Raw genomic sequence first — 17733 nt, forward strand, 5'->3', positions numbered from 1 at the left:
TCTCGTCATTGCTGTTTTTCTACCAGGCCGGTGCGAACGCGCCGGGCTTCAAAATGAGATTCATGAAATGGTGCGTGGTCAGCGACACCGGCCGCTTCTTCGGACGCTTCAAGATCTCGAACTGACACGGCGCCACTTCGACGAGCAAGCCACATCCTTCCGGCACCTCCGACGCCTCGATCATGCCGGCCGGCGCTGCGTAGTACAGCACCTCCGCGATTTTCCCGTAGCCGGCCCGCTTCTCGGGGCGAGCCACGTCCGCGAGAAAATCCGCGCGACTCACCTTCACTTCATCGACACACGGATTGATGCGCTTTTCGTCGTAGTTCGCAGCGACTGAAAACACGTCGGGACGAATCGCTTGCCGGCCACCGCTTTCAAGGTCGACCAGCAATTCGATGTTCTGCCACGTCACGCGACCTTGACTCTGACGCCACTGCGCCAAGCGGCCAGCAAGAGTGTGATGCGGCTGACGCCGCTCGACCTCGCGCGCCTTCTCGGCGGCAAGCTCTTGCTCGCCCGCTTTCGTGATGCGAAAGCGAACGCCGTAGCCGAAGCGCTCGAAGCGCTCAACCAACCCGAGTGCGGCCAGGTCCAGGTCGATGCCGTCCGTCATCCCGGCACCACCATTCGCCAGGCCTTGCCAATAGAACCGCAGGCGTTTGTAGTGTTGGCGTGTCAGCGTCGTCATCGCGTTTTCCGTTACGATTCGTATCCCGGTTGGTGAATAGGATCAGTCGGGTGACCGCCACAGACGCGACACCAGAAGACCCCTTCCGATGGTTGGTCCATCGGAACCACCTCGTGACCGATCATCTCCCTGTCCTCATCATAGTGACGTGGATCTAGGGGAGGCAGTACGCCCAGATCGAGAACTTTCTTCCGGGTTCCGGCCATGGCGTTTTCCTATGCTCGCAGGCGCATCGCTCGCGCCGCGTCTCGAATACGCGTGGCCGCCCGGCGCGGCGTATCGTTGATGCACGTCCAGTCGTGATGCCACCACGCAATCAGGTCCGCCGCGATGCTGATCGTTCGTGCTGCGACGACGTCGCGAATTTCGTCGGCTACCTCATCCCACCAGGCCGCGCCTTCGCCGTCGCCGGCCCGCGAGTCGATTGCTTGACGGTAGTGTGAACGAACAATAGAGTTTGACACAGCGCGCACAATAAAATCAGATGCTTAGCGATCTACTGGGTTAGGCACCGATGAAATAGAGCTTGACACTAACGCAATCCAACACAATTCGCAGAAGCATTTTGCGACAAAAGAGTTTGACACAAGTTGTAATGCCCCAAGGGTACACCGGCGCCGACTGCCGAAGCTTCTAGCCTCTGATCAGAGCGGGAACGGCACCTCGTAATCTTCGTCTTGCCCGTGGCATATCGCCTGCTCGCCGTTCTGCACGCGCTCAGTTCGCGCACCTAATGCTTGTGCCGGTGATGCACATCCGGGAAGTGTGCATGCGAATGGGTGATGGGCAGGTGCACATGCGGATGGGTATGGGGTTCATCGCTATCGAATGGGAAATCGTGCTCGTGCTGGTGATGTTCGTCGTGGCGATGGCGATGCGTGTGTTCGAGAGGCTCGTGCGTATGCTCATGCTCATGTCGTTCACGCACGTGCAGCCAAATGCCCAGCGCCATCATGGCGGTGGCGATCCAGAAAGACACGGACGGCCACTCGGGCCAGATAAGCAACGATAGCGCCACGCCGAAAAGCGGCGCAACCGAGAAGTAGGCGCCGGCCCGGGCTGACCGAGGTGCCGGAGCGCGATCACAAAGAACACCAGACTCACGCCGTAGCCGGCAAGCCCGGTCAGCATCGCAGCAGCGACCGTGATCGCGCCCGGTAACGGGTGCCCTCAAGAAACGGACTTTTGCGTACGTTAATGGCGAATGGCACTTACGCGGCGCCGACGTCACGTGGTTCTTCGCCTCGCTGCAATGAGGCAATCAGCGGACACGACACGTTGCCCTTGCGCGAATGGCACGCGCACACGAGCTGGGTGAGCACGGCTTCCATGCGTTCGAGATCGGCGAGTTTGTCCTGAATGTCGCGGAGCTTGTGCTCCGCGAGGCTGCTCGCCTCGTCGCAATGCGTCCCATCCTCCAGTTTCAACAGGTCCGCTATTTCGTCGAGGCTGAAGCCCAGCCGCTGGGCCGACTTGACGAACCGAACCCTCGTCACATCGCCTTCGCCATAGCGGCGAATGCTGCCATACGGCTTATCCGGTTCCAGCAGCAATCCCTTGCGCTGATAGAACCGGATCGTCTCCACATTGACGCCGGCGGCCTTCGCGAAGGCGCCGATGGTCAGGCTTTCGCTACCGTTATCCATACCGCTTGACTCCGTACATAGGTACGGAAGTAAGGTTACGCTACTCAGTGGATATTCGGAAGGGCAGCGTATGGCGGAACAGCAGAATGGGCGCGGCGCACTTGCCGCCGGCGGACTGGCCGCTATCCTCGCGTCGACCTGCTGCCTCGGGCCACTGGTGCTCGTCGCGCTGGGTGTGAGCGGCGCCTGGATCGGCAATCTGACTTTGCTCGAACCCTGGCGGCCGGCTTTCATCGGCGTGGCACTGGTGGCGTTGTTCTTCGCCGGCCGACGCATCTTTCGGCCCGTTGCGGTGTGCAGGCCCGGCGAGGTGTGCGCGATTCCACAGGTGCGCGCCGCGTACAAGCTCATCTTCTGGATCGTTGTCGCGTTGGTACTGATCGCGGTTGGTTTCCCCTACGTACTGCCCCTGTTCTATTGAACCTGGAGTTCATCATGAAAAAGCTGCTTGCAGCACTCGCGCTCGCCGTTGTTGCCGTCCCGGTCTGGGCCGCGACGCAGACGGTTACGCTGTCTGTGCCCGGCATGACGTGTGCCGCCTGCCCCATTACGGTCAAACACGCGCTGTCCCAAGTTACGGGCGTCGAAAAAACGGATGTCCGTTTCGAGCAGCGCGAAGCCGTCGTGACGTTCGACGATGGCAAGACGAGCGTCCAGGCACTGACCAAGGCTACGGCGGACGCGGGCTATCCGTCGTCGGTCAAGCCCTGAAACTACAGAGGTACTGCAATGTCATTCGTCACGCGCGCGGCCGATAAGGCCGGTTTGCTTGGCAGCATCGTGTCGGCGATGGGCTGTGCGAGCTGCTTCCCGCGATCGCCAGTCTGGGCGCCACCATTGGTCTGGGCTTCCTGAGCCAGTACGAAGGGTTGTTCATCCGCATCCTGCTACCGGCCTTCGCCGGCGTCGCGCTGTTCGCCAATGCGGTCGGCTGGCTCAAGCATCGGCAGTGGCGCCGTACCGTGCCCGGCCTGATCGGGCCGCTGCTGGTGCTGGCAGCCGTGTTTGTGATGCGCGCCTATGGCGAGCGCAGCGGCTGGCTGCTCTATCCCGGTCTCGCCATTATGGTGGCGACATCGCTCTGGGACCTGTTCTCCCCGGCCCAACGCGTCTGTGCCACCGATACGTGTGATTCGTGCACGGGCAGCGTGCGCAAGGGTTGAGTAGTGGCGCATCTAACTAAATCCATGAAAGAACGGAGCAAGGCGATGATGACCTTGAAGATTGACGGGATGACCTGCGCTTCCTGCGCCGAGCATGTCAGGCAGGCGCTGGAAAAGGTGCCCGGCGTGCGCTCGGCAGCGGTCTCCTATTCCAAAGCCCTAGCCGATCTGACGGTCGATGAAGGGGTTAGTCACGACACGCTGACTGCCGCGGTGACGACAGCCGGCTATCACGCCAGGGTGGCTGACGTGCCACCCCACTCAGCAGGCCTGCCCGGCAAGACGCCCGGCTCGGCGGAAACTGGTGGGAAGCGTAGCGGCGGTGATAGCGCGCTGCGGGTCGCCGTGATCGGCAGTGGTGGCGCTGCCATGGCGGCTGCGCTAAAGGCTGCCGAAAACGGCGCGCAGGTGACGCTGATCGAGCGCGGCACCATCGGCGGCACCTGCGTGAACGTCGGCTGCGTGCCCTCCAAAATCATGATCCGTGCCGCCCATATCGCGTATCTGCGGCAGACGAGTCCCTTCGACGCGGGCATTACCGCGACGGCACCGGCCATTGACCGGCCGCGCATGCTCGCCCAGCAGCAGGCGCGCGTGGACGAGCTGCGCCACGCCAAATATGAAAACATTCTCGACACGAGCCCGAACATCAACGTCCTGCACGGCGAGGCGCGGTTCACGGGAAGCCATTCGCTCACGATCACGCTGACCGCCGGCGGCGAACGTACGGTGTCGTTCGATCGCTGCCTGATTGCCACAGGTGCAACTGCCGCAGTGCCGCCGATTCCGGGCCTGAAGGACACGCCGTACTGGACCTCGACCGAAGCGCTGGTGAACGACGCGATTCCCGAGCGACTGGCTGTGATCGGCTCGTCGGTAGTCGCACTGGAACTGGCCCAGGCATTTGCACGGCTGGGCAGCCATGTTACGGTCCTGGCCCGTCACACGCTGCTCTACCAGGAGGACCCGGCGATCGGCGAAGCCGTGACGGCCGCCTTTCGCGCCGAGGGCATCGAGGTGCTGGAACAGACCCAGGCAACCCACGTGTCGCACGCCGATGGCAAGTTCGTCGTCACCACGAACCACGGCGAGCTGCGGGCCGACCAGTTGCTGGTGGCAACAGGTCGTGCTCCCAACACCGGTAGTCTGAATGTGGCGGGCGCCGGCGTGCAGCTCGACGAGCGCGGCGCCATCGTGATCGACGGCGGCATGCGCACGAGCGCACCGGATATCTATGCGGCGGGCGACTGCACCAACCAGCCGCAGTTCGTCTATGTCGCGGCGGCTGCCGGTACACGCGCGGCGATCAACATGACCGGAGGTGATGTACGTCTCAATCTCGATACGATGCCGACGGTCGTCTTCACTGAGCCACAGGTTGCGACGGTTGGCTACAGCGAGGCGCAGGCGCACCGGGCGGGCATCGAGACCGACAATCGCACCCTAACGCTCGACAATGTCCCACGTGCGCTGGTGAACTTCGACACGCACGGCTTCATCAAGCTGGTGGCGGAAGCCGGCACCGGCCGGCTCATCGGCGTGCAGGCGGTGGCGCCCGAGGCGGGCGAACTCATCCAGACGGCCGCGATCGCGATCCGCGCAAGGATGACCGTGCAGGACCTCGCCGACCAGCTGTTCCCGTACCTGACAATGGTCGAGGGGCTCAAGCTCGCTGCGCAGACCTTCTCGAAGGATGTGAAGCAGCTCTCATGCTGCGCGGGATAACCTGTGGGGGGACGACGATGAACCTTGCGCGCCATACGGCCGAACTGGTCGAGCGCCTGGCGATGGCCAACCAGTTGGAAGGCTTTGCAGATCTCTTTGTCGTGCTGCTGCGTGAACTCAGCAAGGGGGCGCCGGTTTCTCCGGCCGCATTGGCCCTGGCCTTGGACTGGCCCATCGAGCGGGTGAGCGTGGCACTCGAACAGGCGGTAAGCACGGAGTGGGACGACTATGGCAACGTCGTCGGCTACGGCTTGACGTTGCGTGAGACCCCGCACACTTTCGAGGTCGACGGCCGGCGCCTGTACACGTGGTGTGCCTTCGATACGCTGTTCTTCCCGGCGCTGATCGACCGGACGGCCCACGTGGTCTCGCGATGTGCCGCCACCGGCACACCGGTCTCGCTCACGGTCACGCCCACCGCGATAGAGGACATCGAGCCGACGGGCGCGGCCGTGTCGCTGATCCTCCCGCAGAACACGCCTGACATCCGCGCTGCGTTCTGCTGTCATGTGCATTTCTTTGCCTCTGCCGCCGCGGGTCAGCAGTGGGCCGCGACACGCCCCGGCATCGAGGTTGTGAGCGTCCGGGACGCCTTCGCCGTGGGCCGCGAGTGTGCCGAGCGGCTGTTGGGGGCCACCTGCCTGCGAAACGCGGGGAGCACAAACCGTGCGTGATCCAACTGCACCCGGATTAACTCGTAGCGCCCGCTGGCGCGCCTGGCTCTGGGGTGCGCTCGCGGCGCTCACGTGCCCATGCCATTTGCCGATCGTGCTGCTGGCACTGTCCGGCACGGCGGCCGGAGCACTCGTCAGCCAGCATCAGGGCATCGCCGTGGTCGTGCTGCTGGCGTTTTTTGCCTTGTCGCTCACATGGGCGCTGCGCGCGTTCCGGGCGCCCCGGTGATCTGCGCATCGGTGCGCTCAGTCACGCGTCGGGTGTCAGGCTGAGGCATGCTTCAACCTGACGTCAGGCCTGCGACCAAAGCGCGTCACGTTAGGGTTGACTTCCTCATTGGTGGACACACGTTTCTCCGTGTCGAAGACCCTAACCTGACGATCTCGCCGCTAAACGTACGAAAAAGTCCGAATCTTGACGGCACCCCTATGCGGGCGCCGCTTTTTGCGCCGTGACCATCGCGCTGGTTTGGCTCCAGCGGCGGCCTCAGAGAACATAAGGCACGTCAAGCCTGCTGCCGCGGCAGCAACGGCCTGAATTCGCGCAAGCCAGTCCTGGCGCTGCGGAAGCCGCCGGGAGTCGCCGGTCAGGTTGATATGCTCCGGGTCTGACGCCATCTGCTATAGCAACGGGGCGTCGCCGGTAGTGTTAGTGTGGCCGTACAAGGCGGCTGCGGCGCCCTTCAGGCAAGTGTGTTTCACGGCGCTACACCGCACTTCGTCATTCCGGAGTTCCAGAGCCCGTGGCGCCCCGGCCATCGCCGTGCGCCGGCCCTCGTACAAGTTTTGCCTGCTGTCGCGCGCGATCGTTGATGACCTGATGCCGCCGATGGTCCGTCATTGTCTTCCAGTTGCGGATTTCATCGCGTGTGCGCAGGCAGCCGGTGCAGAACCCTGTCCGACCATCCATGACGCACACGTCGATGCACGGTGACCTGACGGCCATCGCTCAGGCTGCGACACGCGTCGGGTTGACTTCCACCGTCACGTGCGACAAGCCCCGGAAGCGTTTGAGTGCTGCGTGATAGAAGCCAGGGCTGCGTTGCGGCTCGGTAGTCGCAACCGACACCACCGCGCCCATGTGACCGGGTCCCAGGCGCCATACGTGCAGGTCGATTACCCGGTCGCCATGGCCCTCGATCGTGCGACGGACATTGTCAGACAGTTTGCGGTCCAGATTCATGTCGAGCAAAATCCCGCCCGTGTCGCGCATCAAACCCCACGACCAGTTCGCGATCACCAGTGCGCCAATCACGCCGGCAAGCGGGTCCATCCACATCCAGCCGAACGTACGCGCCAGCACCAGCCCAATGATGGCCAGCACGGAGACGGCTGCATCCGCGATCACGTGGACGTACGCCGAACGGATATTGTGATCCCGGTTCGCAGCGGTGACTGCGTCGTCATGGTCGTGCTCATGCTCCTCGAAGGCGAGTTCGTGCAAGCCGTCGCTCAACCGGACGACGGCCTTGAACTCGTGCGGCTCCGGAATCTGGTCGGTTGACTCCAGGTAGCCGCCCCGGTCAACGAACGTGAACGCTTGACGTGCGCCGTCCGGGCGTACCGTCGTGACCGAAACCCCGTCTGCGGCCAGGCGCGAATCCTCCGTCGCCGGCGTTATGCGGAAGACGGGCGGCACGCCGTCCTCGAAAACCGAAACCTCGAACACGCCAGACGGAGTGAATATGCGCCGGACCTCATCGTCATGAGCATGGTCGCCGTGATCTTCGTCGCCATGGCCGTGACCGTGACCGTGCCCATGTCCATGCGCATGCCCGTGGCCATGACCGTGATGGTCACCGCTCAGCAGCCAGACGCTCGCCAGGTTGACCAGCAGTCCGACCACCGCGATGGGAATCGCTTCCCCGAAATGGATTGGCACCGGCGAAAAGAAACGGGATACCGCCTCATAGGCGATCAGCAGCGCAATCATCGCCAGCACGATGGCGCTGGTGAACCCCGCCAGATCGCCAAGCTTGCCGGTTCCAAACACGAAGCGCGGATCCGACGCGTGCCGGCGCGCGTAAGTGTAAGCAAGCGCCGCGATCAGCATGGCACCCGCGTGCGTTGACATGTGCAGACCGTCGGCGACCAGCGCCAGTGAGCCGAACAGACTGCCGCCAAGAATCTCGGCCACCATCATCGCACTGCAAAGCGCAATGACTGCCCAGGTCCGCCGCTCGTTCTGCGCGTGTGCCGCGCCGAGATAGATGTGATCGTGTCCGGCGCCAAAGGCTGCGCTCTGGAAATCGCTCATGTTGCCCTCTTACCTGAAATAGCTGTGGATCACTTCGATCAGCTCCTCTGTGCCGCTGACATGCCCGTGCGACGGATCGGCATCGACCAGATGAGTTCGGACATGGTCCTCCAGCACCACTGCCAGAAGACCATTCATCGCGCCACGGCAGCTCGTAATCTGCTGCAGCACCTCGGAGCAACCGCGCTCTTCCTCGAGCGAGCGCTCCACCGCTTCGAGCTGCCCCTTGATGCGGCGCACCCGGTTGAGCAGCTTCTGTTTCTCGCGAATTGTGTGGCTCATGAAAGGCATCTCCGTGAAGACTGGACGGGACTGTAGCACATTTACAAAGATATAGGGGGTATAGGTATATTATTTGGCCGGAAATTCTCCGGCATCATGCCCGTTCGTTGATCGAGTTGGACCCGTGGCGATGACCGCGTCACCCACAAAACCGCCTGAATTGGCGATTCATGGGGCCAGGATCGGCACGCAACACGAATTTTTTGCCCCCAGCTTAGATCCGGTTGACTCAGGATACCCCCACCCCCTACAATCCAACAATCTTCACGGACGGGGCAATTGCCTTGGACACCTGCAGTAGTCGACCTTTGATCCGTTTCGCTGCCTGACTGGCAGGACGTCCCCGCGCTCACCTATCAGCCGCCGTCCTGCCGTCAGGCAGACGGTGCGCGCCGCAGTAACGCAGCCCCGTGCACCCCAGAAAGCGCCATCGACCCGCGTGCTTGCGCGAAGTCAATGGCATCGTGACGCGAGTCCCACTCGCGTGCGCATCTGCTCCCTGTGAGCAGCGCGTGAACCTGTACGGGCGCATCTGGCGCCAGAAAGGAGCCGAAATGCCGGACTGTGACAGTTACCCCATATGCCGCTCATCCCTGCTTTTCATCAGGGCAAACGGGTAGCACGCACCTCACGGCGCCCATGATGCGCCGGTCTCCGTGTCTGCCCGCGCCCCACGTTTCGCGTCCTGCCAGACGCACGGAGAACATCATGAACTTTGGCCTTCTCGTGTCGCAAAACCCGCACATCGACGACTCGCGTGCCTGCTACGACACCATGCTGTCGCTGCAGCCCCGCACACCGAACCGCTTCGCTGCATTCTGGCGCTGCGTCAGCCGACTCATCTCGTAACAGGCCGTAAGCCATTTCGGCATGCGCGACGGACGCGTTTTTCCAGCGACCGGTCCGCTCGCGCATGCTTGACCGCCACAGAGTTGTTCCAGCGCAATCCGGGAACCATAAAAATGTCTACGCCAACTGATCTCTCACCACCCACGCTCGGGCGGGAACGCACCGCAGTCCTCGATTCGGCCCATCTGGGCGACATCAAGGGAGCGCTCGGCACCATTGCCCACCACGACACCGCCCCGCGCACGACATGGTGGGCGCGCTTTCGAACGTTGCTGGCTATTCTGGGCCCGGGCCTGATCGTCATGGTCGGCGACAACGACGCGGGCGCCTTCAGCACCTATACACAGGCTGGCCAGAACTACGGCACGACGCTGCTGTGGACGCTTCTGCTGCTCGTGCCCGTCCTCTTCGTCAACCAGGAAATGGTCCTGCGGCTCGGTGCGGTCACCGGCGTCGGGCATGCGCGGTTGATCTTCGAGCGCTTTGGCAAGTTCTGGGGGGCGTTCAGCGTGATCGATCTCTTCCTGCTCAACGCGCTCACGATCGTCACCGAATTCATTGGCATCACGTTTGTGCTCGACTTCTTCGGCCTCTCCCGTATCGCGGGCGTCTGCATCGCCGCAGCGCTGACGATGGCCGCTGTCAGTACGGGGAATTTCCGGCGCTTCGAGCGCTTCGCCGTCGTGCTGTGTGCGCTGAGCCTGCTCCTTGTTCCCGTGCTGGTGTCGATACATCCGCCGGTTGGCCAGATGACGCGCGACTTCTTCATCCCGAACTGGCCTGCGCACTCGAAGCTTTCGGATGTGATGCTGCTCGTCATTGGTATCGTTGGTACGACGATCGCACCCTGGCAGCTGTTCTTCCAGCAGAGCTATGTGATCGACAAGCGCATTACGCCGCGCTTCATGAAGTACGAGAAAGCCGACCTGTGGATCGGCATCGCACTGGTGCTGATCGGCGCAGTGGCCATGATGGCGTTCAGTGCCGCGCTGTTCTCGGGAAAGCCCGAATTTGGCAATTTTACGGATGCGGGCGGCGTCATCACCGGCCTTGAAAAATACGCCGGCCGTACCTCGGCCGTGCTGTTTGCGATTGCGCTCTTCGATGCGGCGATCATCGGCGCAGCGGCAGTCTCGCTGTCGACCGCCTATGCGATTGGCGACGTGTTCAAGATCCGTCACTCGCTGCATCGGGGCGTGACGGACGCGAAAGGCTTTTACCTTGTGTACTTCGGCATTGTCGCGCTGGCTGCCGTAATCGTACTGATTCCCGGTAGCCCCCTCGGACTGCTGACCGAAGCGGTCCAGACGCTCGCCGGCGTGTTGCTGCCGAGTGCTACGGTGTTCCTGCTGCTCCTGTGCAACGACAAGGCCGTGCTCGGACCATGGGTCAACTCCAGAAAGCTCAACCTGTTCACAGGGGCGGTGATCTGGGTGCTGGTGATGCTGTCGATCATCCTGACCGCGTCGGTGATGTACCCGGATATCAGCGGTGAGACGATTCTCGTAGTACTCGCGGGCGGAACCGTGCTGGCCATCGCTGGCTATGCCGTGACGGCTGCGCTGCGCAGAGGTAGCAGGGACCCCGTGGGCTCAACCCAGGCATGGCCAGAGGGCGCACGCGACACGTGGCGCATGCCGCCGCTGAACGATCTGCCGGCGCCGAACCTGACGCTGGCCAAGCGTGTCTGGATGGGAGTCCTGCGCGGCTACCTGCTGCTGGCCGTGGGGCTCGTCGTGCTCAAGGTCGTGCAGATGACCCTGTTGAAATAGCGCGCTGCATCAGTCGTTTCACGCGTGCAGCTGCACGCAGCTCAGTTCAGGGCGCGTTTGTTGTGACCCGCACCTCAATCCCGCCGGAGCATACAGCGGGACGCCCGGTGGACGCCAGATGCCGGCCGGATGGCCGTTGAGCGGGGCGCGACAGGAAATGGTAACCGCAGTGGCCGATCTTGCTGAGGAGGAATTGTCGTGAAGTACCTGAAAAACCGGGATGCAGCGTGGATCGCGATGCTTCTGGCCGGGTTTGTGGTCCTGGCTTTCATGTTCGCAGCCAGAAACACCGGCGATATCACATTGGGAGACACCTCGAGCGCGGGTGCGAGAGCGCCTGCACCGCATCAGGTTACGACCCACTGCCTGATTTACGGGAAGTACTGCCTCGGCGAGTCGTTACGTGCAAGCCAGGGCTGAGCAGTGGCGAGCCGGGTATGCCCCGGCCTCGCACCTGAACGCAGGGTGCGCGACGCGCCTACGCCTAATTTCCCGGTGCGGGTAATCGTTAATATCTGAAGCTTCGGGTATTAACGAATCACGGCCAACCCTCTAGTTCGGCCCGGCTGATGCCGTGATGAGGATCGGCCGGGATTCGTAAATTTTCGCCAGAAGCGGTTTAACGCATTGGTGAGTAAAAGAAATTCGTTGTCGTCGAAGGAGCGTGGTATCTCGCAATACTGAATTCTGGAGACTGTGCCCCCTTCGGCAAAGACATGCCCGCTCGCTCCAGGGGTTTGAGGAACCTGGCCCCCCAATGAGTTCAGGCATGGCTAACAGTACCAACGGCAACTTGGCGTCCGCGCCCACAGAAATAGCGATCGCGAGAGACGGAGCATCTGATCGCCGAAGTCGATGGCGTCCAAGAAAAGTGAGTTGAGTGATAGGGCAGCGCTGGCCCACCCGCAAAAACCGCTCGCAAGTTCGTCATAGGACTGCTTCAACCAAGGGATGTCGCGGACCTGTTTGCTGCATGTACGGCTCCGTTAAGGTCGCAGCCATCGTCGGCCAATCGGCATAGCCAATACCTTCCTGTACAAGGCAATCGAAGCCCCGGTTACCACCCTGCCCCCGACTCGCCAGAACGGGCTGCCAAGCATGTAGGCGATCCAGGCGACAATTGCCGCCCCGATCATGTCAAACGGAAAGTGCACGCCAACAAACAAGCGGGCCCACGCAACGGCGATATCGACGATCAGTGCAAGCAGTCCAAGTCGTCTTTTTCCTGCGTAGAAGAGTGTGAAAGAGATCGCAGAAAGCAATGTGGCGTGATCGCTCGGAAATGACGAGTCAGGAGCATGCGCGAGGAATGCATGCCCTATTCCGATTGCGAATGGCCGGGGGTGGTACCACACCATTCCGATCAACTGGTTAATGCCGAGTGCCAGGAAGCCAACAAAACATGCACGCAGGGCCATTTCCCGCCTCTCGTCGCCGCCCGCCAACCACAGGCAGACAAGTATGACAGGAGCCGCCCAGATAGCATAGTTGGCGATGATCACTCCCATTCCGATGAGCCAATGCGGCGTCGCTGGCGTGGCGTTGAGCACGAGAAAAATGGTTTGATTGAGCGCTTCGAGCGTTTCCATAAGAGGCTTTTGTCGTGAAGATCAGGATCGGTCAGCGGTTGCGCTTCTCCAGGCGTGGCGCGAAACGGCACATCACCAGTGGGACGACAGCCAGACCGGCTCCGGCAAAGAACGTCGCCGACGCGCCATGGCGATCCCACAGCCAACCGGCGATGACGCTCGCGACCAGCATGCAGACGCCGCTCGCGAGATTGAAAAGGCCGAACGAACTTCCGCGAAGTGTCTGCGGCGCTGTTTCTGCGACCATCGCCGCGAGAATGCCTTGTGTGAAACCCATGTGCAGGCCCCAGAGCGCAACGCCGAGGAGGACGGTGATGATCGACGCGCTCGTGCCCAGCACAAGATCTGCCGCGATCAGGAGCACGAGCCCCCAGGCGAGTAGAAACCGGCGATCGATGCGATCCGAAAGTGCTCCCGCGGGGTAGGCGGAGAGCGAATAGGCGAGACTCATGACCACCATCACGCCGGGAATCCACGCGATATTCAACCCGGTCTGCTGCGCGCGCAAGACAAGGAAGGCCTCGCTGAAGCGCGAAAGCGTGAAGGTGGCACCGATCGCGACCACGAACCAGTAGCGCTCCGGAAATTCACGCCATGCCCGCCAGTGCAGCGGGGACCGGAAGCGACGAGGCGCACCTTCACCGACCGGCTCCTCAATGCCAAACAGGATCAGGCCGACCGCGATGAACGCGGGTACGACCGCGAACCACAGGACAGTGCGAATGTGATCGGAAAACCCGAGCATCAATACGATTGCGGCAAGGGGTCCTGCAAATGCTCCGATCGTGTCCATCGACTGCCTCAGTCCAAAGCAGGCGCCACGAATCTCCGGGGGCGAGACGTCTGCGACGAGGGCGTCACGCGGCGCACCGCGAATCCCTTTGCCCGCGCGATCGACAAGTCGTGCGGCCGCGACAATCCCGGGTGTGCCGGCCAGCGGGAAAAGCGGCTTGGAAAGCGCGGCCAGCCCGTAGCCGAGCAACAACAGCGCCTTGCGTTTGCCAAGCCAATCACTTACGGGCCCCGAAAAGATCTTGACGATCATTGCGGTCGCTTCGGCTGCCCCTTCGAGCACACCCAGCGCGCTCACGCTCATGCCCATCGTGGTGACGAGAAAGATGGGCAGCAACGCATGAACCAGTTCGGACGAAAAGTCCATGAAGAGGCTGACAAACCCCAGCATCCGGACTGCACGGGGAATCGGAATGCGGTCGATGGTAGATGTATCAGGTAGCATCGTTCGTTGTCTGGAATCGGGAGAAAGCTGTTTTCTACCGGGCATCAGGCCGGTGCGGCGCCGCGGACTGTATCAGCTCCGCCCGACACGGGATCCCAGCCAGGCGCTCTACATTACCGCCTTCTGCCCGTTTCGGAGATATCGGTATTCGTGCCAGGTGAGGGCGATAACGACGATGTCCAAGGCCGTGACGAGCAACAACCAGACTGAGTGCGTGAATGTAAATCGATAGACCTGGTAGCCAATGAACAGGCCGAAAACAATCATGGAAATGGGAAAGTACCAAAGTCTCTCGCACAGCAAACCGATGATCAGCCACAGCTTGATCACGCCGTGTCCGAGCAGATAAATCGCCGCGAATTTCTGGGTGTCGACAGAAAGGTGCTGTACGGTATGAAGGAGAAAGTTGGCGACGAGATCATGGGGATCTTCCGCAAACTCATCCTGCGTGACCAAACGCACAAAAGTCAGAAAAAGCCGCTGCGGAACGAAGTATGTGACAACGCCGGCAGCGATTTCTGAAAGCGCGAAAATCGCCTTGAACCACAGGCTCAATTCAAACACCAGATGGAGCTTCTTCCCGTCAAGCAGCTTGTTCAGACCAATCACGGGGATCTCTCCAATGGTTCGCAATGCGGGTCGCGTTCGCTTCGTCTTTACCGTGACACCTCGTCACTGGCCATCGCCCGTTTCTCCTGATACCGCTGCTTGTCCGGGTTCGACCAGTTCCTCGCGCGCGAAACGCCCGTAACGCAGTGCCAAGGTGGGCAGTACGATCAGGTTCAGTGCGGTCGAGGTGAGCAGGCCGCCAAGAATGACAATCGCCATCGGCCCCTCGATTTCGTTACCCGGCGCGCCGCTCGTCACGGCGAGCGGCAGCAGGGCGAGCGCAGTCACCAGTGCAGTCATCAGGATCGGCACCAGCCGTTCCGACGCACCGCGCACCGCCGTATTTATGTCCCAGGCCAGCCGGTCGACGTGCACCAGATGCTCGTAGTGGCTGATCAGCATGATTGAATTGCGCAGCGAGATGCCGAGCAGCGTGACGAATCCCACCATGCTGCCCAGCGACAGGTTCGCGCCGGTCAGCACGACGCTCAGAACCCCGCCCACGAGCGCGAAGGGCAGGTTAATCATGACCAGCAGCACGCCGCGACGGCTCTTCATTGCGAGGAACAGCAGCAGCGCGATGCCCACCAGCGCAATCCCGCCGTATGCGAGCAGGTCGCGTTGCGACTGCGCGCGCGCTTCGCTCTCACCGCTGAAGACGGCATACGTGCCCGGCGGCATCCTGATCGCGTGATTCACACGCGCCTGTGCTTCCTTTACGAAGTCGCTGACGGGCCGGCTGCCGAGATTGACCGATACCGTCTGCACGCGCTGGCCACCGTCATGTGTGATCTGGTAGCGTCCCGCGACCTGACGGATCGTCGCGAGCGAGCCCAGCGGCACGGCAAGGCCGTCGCCATTGCGCACCATGAGCTTGCCAATGTCGCCGACGGTCTGACGCTGGGCCGGGTCGAGCACAACGGCGAGGTCATAGCTGCGGCTACCCTCGTAGATCTGGGATACGGTCACGCCCGCGTAGGCAGCCTGGAGAGCATCGAGCACCTCGACGGGCCGGAAGCCCCAGCGGCTCAGGGCGTCGGGATTCAGCCGCACGTCCAGTTCCGGAATCCCGGGCGGCGAATCCACCCGCACGCTGGCGACGCCGTGGATCGTGCCGATCAGCTGGGCGATCTGCTGCGCCGTGCGATCGATGACGTCGAGATTGTTGCCGAACACATTCACGACCACCGGGGCCGTGGTGCCCGAAATGGTTTCGTCGATCCGTTCCTCGAGAAACGTGTTGACCGAGGTGGAGAGACCCGGAAAGCGCGCCAGCGCCTGGCGAATCCGGTAGAGCGCCCAGCTCTGGCCCGATGCCCCCATCGGCTTGAGGTCGACTTCGAACTCGGAGAGCTGCACGCCGGTGGGGTCGACCACGCCATTCGCGCGGCCCGCACGCTGTGCCACGAGACGCACGCCCGGCACCTGCATCAGCGCGTTCGAGACCTGCGTGCCGATGCGCAGCGATTCGGCGAGCGAGGTGCCCGGTGCGAGCCCCATGTGAACCGTGTAGTGGCCTTCGCGCAGTTGCGGAATAAAACTCCCGCTCATGAATGGCAGTGACGCGAGCGCCGCGGCGCACATCACCGCGACGATCACCATGACCGCCTTCACATGCTGTTCGACTTTCGTCAGCAGCGCGATGTAACGCGTCTTGAGGCGCCCGATCAGGCGCGGCTCCCGCTCGGGCAAGGGTCCCTTCGCCAGCAGTGCGAGTGCCATCGCCGGCGTGAGCGTCAGGGCGACGCCGAGCGACGCGAGCACGGCGAGAATGTAGGCGATACCCAGCGGCGCAAAGAGCCGTCCACCGATACCCGTGAGCGTGAGCACGGGCAGGAAGATCAGCGTTACGATGAAGGTGGCGAACACCACGGCGCTGCGAACTTCGAGCGAAGCACGCAGCACGACCCGGAAAGCGGGCAGCGGCTGGGGCAGCGTGCGGTTCTCGCGCAGGCGCCGGTAGATGTTCTCGACGTCGATGATGGCATCGTCGACCACCTCGCCGAGCGCGATGGCGAGCCCACCCAGGGTCATCGTGTTCAGGCTGACGCCGAACGACGTCAATACGATGATCGCGACCAGCAGCGACAGCGGAATCGCCACCGCGGAAATCACGGCGGTGCGCACGTTGAGCAGGAACAGGAACAGCACCGCGATGACCAGCACGGCGCCGACGATGAGCGCGGTGCGCAGGTGGCCGACGGCGGCCTCGATGAAGTTGGCGGGCCGGAAGACGTTGGTGTTTACGTCCACACCTTGCCGGGCGAGCGCGGGTCCGAGTCCCGCGAGCGTCCTTTCGATGTCGCGCGTCACGGCCATCGTGTTGGTCCCGTACTGGCTTTCCATCACCACCATCACGCCGGGCTTGCCCATGATCGATGCTGCGCCAACAGCAGGTGCACTGCCCCAGGTCACGTTGGCGACGTCACCCACACGAACCGCCGCGCCGTTGCTGGAACGCAGCACGACACTGGCCAGTTTTTGCGGTGTCGCGATCTGGCCATCGGCGTTGACGGCGATGCGCTGGTTGCTGTTCTCGATGAACCCGGCGCCGCGCACGCCGGTGGCCTGGCGCGCCGCGGCAATCACGTCCGGGATCGACAGGCCGTGGCGCATCAGCTTCGCGGGGTCGACCTGGATCTGCAGCTGGCGCGTCTCACCGCCGAACACAATCACGTCGGCCACGCCGGGAGTGCCGAGCAGCTGCGGTTTGACCGTCCACTGGGCGATGTCGTAGAGGTCCGCGAGCGAGCGCGTCGTCGACGTCAGGCCAATGGTGCGCACGACGCTCGTTGTCGTGGTGAGCGGCAGGAGTTGGGGTGCGGTGACGCCCACTGGTAGCGAGCCCGCAAGCCCGCCGATGCGCTCGGTGACGAGCTGCCTGACCTGCATCACGTTGGCGTGGTCATCGAACACAAGCGTGACCGAGGAGAGGCCCTGCATGGACCGCGAGCGAATCGACTTCAGGCCCGTCATGCCGCCGAGGGCATTTTCAACCGGCTGGGTGACGAGGCTCTCCACCTGTTCGCTGGTCATGCCCGGAGCGGCCGTCTGCACGATGCTCATCGGCGGCGCAAATTCGGGAAAAACGTCGAGCTTGGCGCGCGTCAGCGTAAAGAGCCCGTAGCCGGCCGCCATCACGGCCAGCGAGAAGATGACGCCGCGAAAGCGCAGCGAAAAGCGGATGATCGCGTCAAGCATGGGGCGTGGAATGGGACGTGGAGTCGCGTTGTTCTGGG

At 62.6% G+C, this 17733-nt stretch carries 17 protein-coding genes and 2 pseudogenes; 9 read left to right on the top strand and 10 right to left on the bottom strand.

Annotation, left to right across the window (positions count from 1 at the left end; all coding sequences use genetic code 11):
- Positions 1-19 precede the first annotated feature (19 nt).
- The 3 genes and pseudogenes from CFB47_RS38485 to merR all read right to left on the bottom strand — a co-directional run bounded on the left by CFB47_RS38485 (position 20) and on the right by merR (position 2337).
- The gene (locus CFB47_RS38485) at positions 20-691 is read right to left on the bottom strand and encodes a hypothetical protein (RefSeq protein ID WP_034176084.1); all 672 of its coding nucleotides are present in this window, start codon (positions 689-691) and stop codon (positions 20-22) included.
- 730 nt (positions 692-1421) lie between these two features.
- Positions 1422-1834 (bottom strand): annotated as a pseudogene (locus CFB47_RS38495) (EamA family transporter); the annotation flags it as partial.
- Positions 1835-1902: 68 nt separating this feature from the next.
- Positions 1903-2337: an Hg(II)-responsive transcriptional regulator gene (gene merR / locus CFB47_RS38500; protein WP_027813560.1), complete on the bottom strand. Its 435-nt coding sequence runs from the start codon at positions 2335-2337 to the stop codon at positions 1903-1905.
- A gap of 70 nt (positions 2338-2407) precedes the next feature.
- Between merR and merT the strand changes: the two genes are divergently transcribed.
- The 6 genes and pseudogenes from merT (at position 2408) to merE (ending at position 6128) form a co-directional block, all read left to right on the top strand.
- Complete coding sequence (gene merT / locus CFB47_RS38505; protein ID WP_027813559.1) at positions 2408-2758, top strand: mercuric ion transporter MerT; 351 nt, start codon at positions 2408-2410, stop codon at positions 2756-2758.
- 14 nt (positions 2759-2772) lie between these two features.
- Positions 2773-3048: a mercury resistance system periplasmic binding protein MerP gene (merP, locus tag CFB47_RS38510; RefSeq protein ID WP_027813558.1), complete on the top strand. Its 276-nt coding sequence runs from the start codon at positions 2773-2775 to the stop codon at positions 3046-3048.
- Positions 3049-3066: 18 nt separating this feature from the next.
- Positions 3067-3500, top strand: a pseudogene (merC, locus tag CFB47_RS38515) (organomercurial transporter MerC).
- A 45-nt stretch (positions 3501-3545) separates the two neighbouring features.
- The gene (gene merA, locus CFB47_RS38520) at positions 3546-5225 is read left to right on the top strand and encodes a mercury(II) reductase (protein WP_027813557.1); all 1680 of its coding nucleotides are present in this window, start codon (positions 3546-3548) and stop codon (positions 5223-5225) included.
- 17 nt (positions 5226-5242) lie between these two features.
- Positions 5243-5899 carry an organomercurial lyase MerB gene (gene merB, locus CFB47_RS38525; RefSeq protein WP_027813556.1) on the top strand — a complete coding sequence of 219 codons (657 nt, stop codon included), beginning with the start codon at positions 5243-5245 and terminating at the stop codon, positions 5897-5899.
- The gene (gene merE / locus CFB47_RS38530; protein ID WP_027813555.1) at positions 5892-6128 is read left to right on the top strand and encodes a broad-spectrum mercury transporter MerE; all 237 of its coding nucleotides are present in this window, start codon (positions 5892-5894) and stop codon (positions 6126-6128) included. The genes merB and merE overlap by 8 nt, the downstream gene beginning before the upstream one ends.
- 492 nt (positions 6129-6620) lie before the next feature.
- On the opposite strand, the gene CFB47_RS38535 is transcribed toward merE, so the two are convergent.
- From CFB47_RS38535 to CFB47_RS38545, 3 genes are read right to left on the bottom strand one after another with little or no spacing between them, the layout of a single operon-like run.
- Complete coding sequence (locus CFB47_RS38535) at positions 6621-6845, bottom strand: DUF1289 domain-containing protein (RefSeq protein ID WP_027813965.1); 225 nt, start codon at positions 6843-6845, stop codon at positions 6621-6623.
- A gap of 3 nt (positions 6846-6848) precedes the next feature.
- Positions 6849-8156: a CDF family Co(II)/Ni(II) efflux transporter DmeF gene (gene dmeF / locus CFB47_RS38540; RefSeq protein ID WP_027813554.1), complete on the bottom strand. Its 1308-nt coding sequence runs from the start codon at positions 8154-8156 to the stop codon at positions 6849-6851.
- A 9-nt stretch (positions 8157-8165) separates the two neighbouring features.
- Positions 8166-8438 (bottom strand): metal/formaldehyde-sensitive transcriptional repressor, encoded by a 273-nt coding sequence (locus tag CFB47_RS38545; protein WP_027813553.1) that lies wholly within the window; start codon positions 8436-8438, stop codon positions 8166-8168.
- Positions 8439-9146: 708 nt separating this feature from the next.
- On the opposite strand from CFB47_RS38545, the gene CFB47_RS41465 reads away from it, so the two are divergent.
- The 3 genes from CFB47_RS41465 (at position 9147) to CFB47_RS38555 (ending at position 11479) form a co-directional block, all read left to right on the top strand.
- Positions 9147-9287, top strand: coding sequence for a hypothetical protein (locus CFB47_RS41465; RefSeq protein WP_164531308.1), 141 nt, complete (start codon positions 9147-9149; stop codon positions 9285-9287).
- Between the two features lie 113 nt (positions 9288-9400).
- Positions 9401-11059 carry an NRAMP family divalent metal transporter gene (locus CFB47_RS38550; RefSeq protein ID WP_027813552.1) on the top strand — a complete coding sequence of 553 codons (1659 nt, stop codon included), beginning with the start codon at positions 9401-9403 and terminating at the stop codon, positions 11057-11059.
- A gap of 198 nt (positions 11060-11257) precedes the next feature.
- The gene (locus tag CFB47_RS38555) at positions 11258-11479 is read left to right on the top strand and encodes a hypothetical protein (protein ID WP_027813551.1); all 222 of its coding nucleotides are present in this window, start codon (positions 11258-11260) and stop codon (positions 11477-11479) included.
- 566 nt (positions 11480-12045) lie between these two features.
- Here CFB47_RS38555 and CFB47_RS38560 read toward each other — a convergent pair.
- From CFB47_RS38560 to CFB47_RS38575, 4 genes are all read right to left on the bottom strand, one after another.
- Positions 12046-12648, bottom strand: a complete 603-nt coding sequence (locus tag CFB47_RS38560; RefSeq protein WP_027813550.1) for an undecaprenyl-diphosphatase — start codon at positions 12646-12648, stop codon at positions 12046-12048.
- Positions 12649-12679: 31 nt separating this feature from the next.
- On the bottom strand, positions 12680-13885 hold the full coding sequence (locus tag CFB47_RS38565) for an MFS transporter (RefSeq protein WP_046196988.1): 1206 nt from the start codon (positions 13883-13885) through the stop codon (positions 12680-12682).
- A 108-nt stretch (positions 13886-13993) separates the two neighbouring features.
- Positions 13994-14494, bottom strand: coding sequence for a DUF2127 domain-containing protein (locus tag CFB47_RS38570; RefSeq protein ID WP_034176083.1), 501 nt, complete (start codon positions 14492-14494; stop codon positions 13994-13996).
- A 63-nt stretch (positions 14495-14557) separates the two neighbouring features.
- Positions 14558-17695 (bottom strand): efflux RND transporter permease subunit, encoded by a 3138-nt coding sequence (locus tag CFB47_RS38575; RefSeq protein WP_027813547.1) that lies wholly within the window; start codon positions 17693-17695, stop codon positions 14558-14560.
- Positions 17696-17733: the final 38 nt, after the last annotated feature.

This window comes from Burkholderia sp. AU27893, assembly GCF_002223205.1.
Classification (GTDB): Bacteria; Pseudomonadota; Gammaproteobacteria; order Burkholderiales; family Burkholderiaceae; genus Burkholderia.

What these genes read in the sequence shown, in the direction of transcription:
- CFB47_RS38575 (WP_027813547.1), bottom strand. Translation starts at nt 17,695, where the DNA reads ATGCTTGACGCGATCATCCGCTTTTCGCTGCGCTTTCGCGGCGTCATC.
- CFB47_RS38560 (WP_027813550.1), bottom strand. Translation starts at nt 12,648, where the DNA reads ATGGAAACGCTCGAAGCGCTCAATCAAACCATTTTTCTCGTGCTCAAC.
- merT (WP_027813559.1), top strand. Translation starts at nt 2,408, where the DNA reads ATGGCGGAACAGCAGAATGGGCGCGGCGCACTTGCCGCCGGCGGACTG.
- CFB47_RS38550 (WP_027813552.1), top strand. Translation starts at nt 9,401, where the DNA reads ATGTCTACGCCAACTGATCTCTCACCACCCACGCTCGGGCGGGAACGC.
- CFB47_RS38535 (WP_027813965.1), bottom strand. Translation starts at nt 6,845, where the DNA reads ATGGCCGTCAGGTCACCGTGCATCGACGTGTGCGTCATGGATGGTCGG.
- CFB47_RS38545 (WP_027813553.1), bottom strand. Translation starts at nt 8,438, where the DNA reads ATGAGCCACACAATTCGCGAGAAACAGAAGCTGCTCAACCGGGTGCGC.
- merR (WP_027813560.1), bottom strand. Translation starts at nt 2,337, where the DNA reads ATGGATAACGGTAGCGAAAGCCTGACCATCGGCGCCTTCGCGAAGGCC.
- merP (WP_027813558.1), top strand. Translation starts at nt 2,773, where the DNA reads ATGAAAAAGCTGCTTGCAGCACTCGCGCTCGCCGTTGTTGCCGTCCCG.
- merA (WP_027813557.1), top strand. Translation starts at nt 3,546, where the DNA reads ATGATGACCTTGAAGATTGACGGGATGACCTGCGCTTCCTGCGCCGAG.
- dmeF (WP_027813554.1), bottom strand. Translation starts at nt 8,156, where the DNA reads ATGAGCGATTTCCAGAGCGCAGCCTTTGGCGCCGGACACGATCACATC.
- CFB47_RS38485 (WP_034176084.1), bottom strand. Translation starts at nt 691, where the DNA reads ATGACGACGCTGACACGCCAACACTACAAACGCCTGCGGTTCTATTGG.
- CFB47_RS41465 (WP_164531308.1), top strand. Translation starts at nt 9,147, where the DNA reads ATGAACTTTGGCCTTCTCGTGTCGCAAAACCCGCACATCGACGACTCG.
- merB (WP_027813556.1), top strand. Translation starts at nt 5,243, where the DNA reads ATGAACCTTGCGCGCCATACGGCCGAACTGGTCGAGCGCCTGGCGATG.
- CFB47_RS38565 (WP_046196988.1), bottom strand. Translation starts at nt 13,885, where the DNA reads ATGCTACCTGATACATCTACCATCGACCGCATTCCGATTCCCCGTGCA.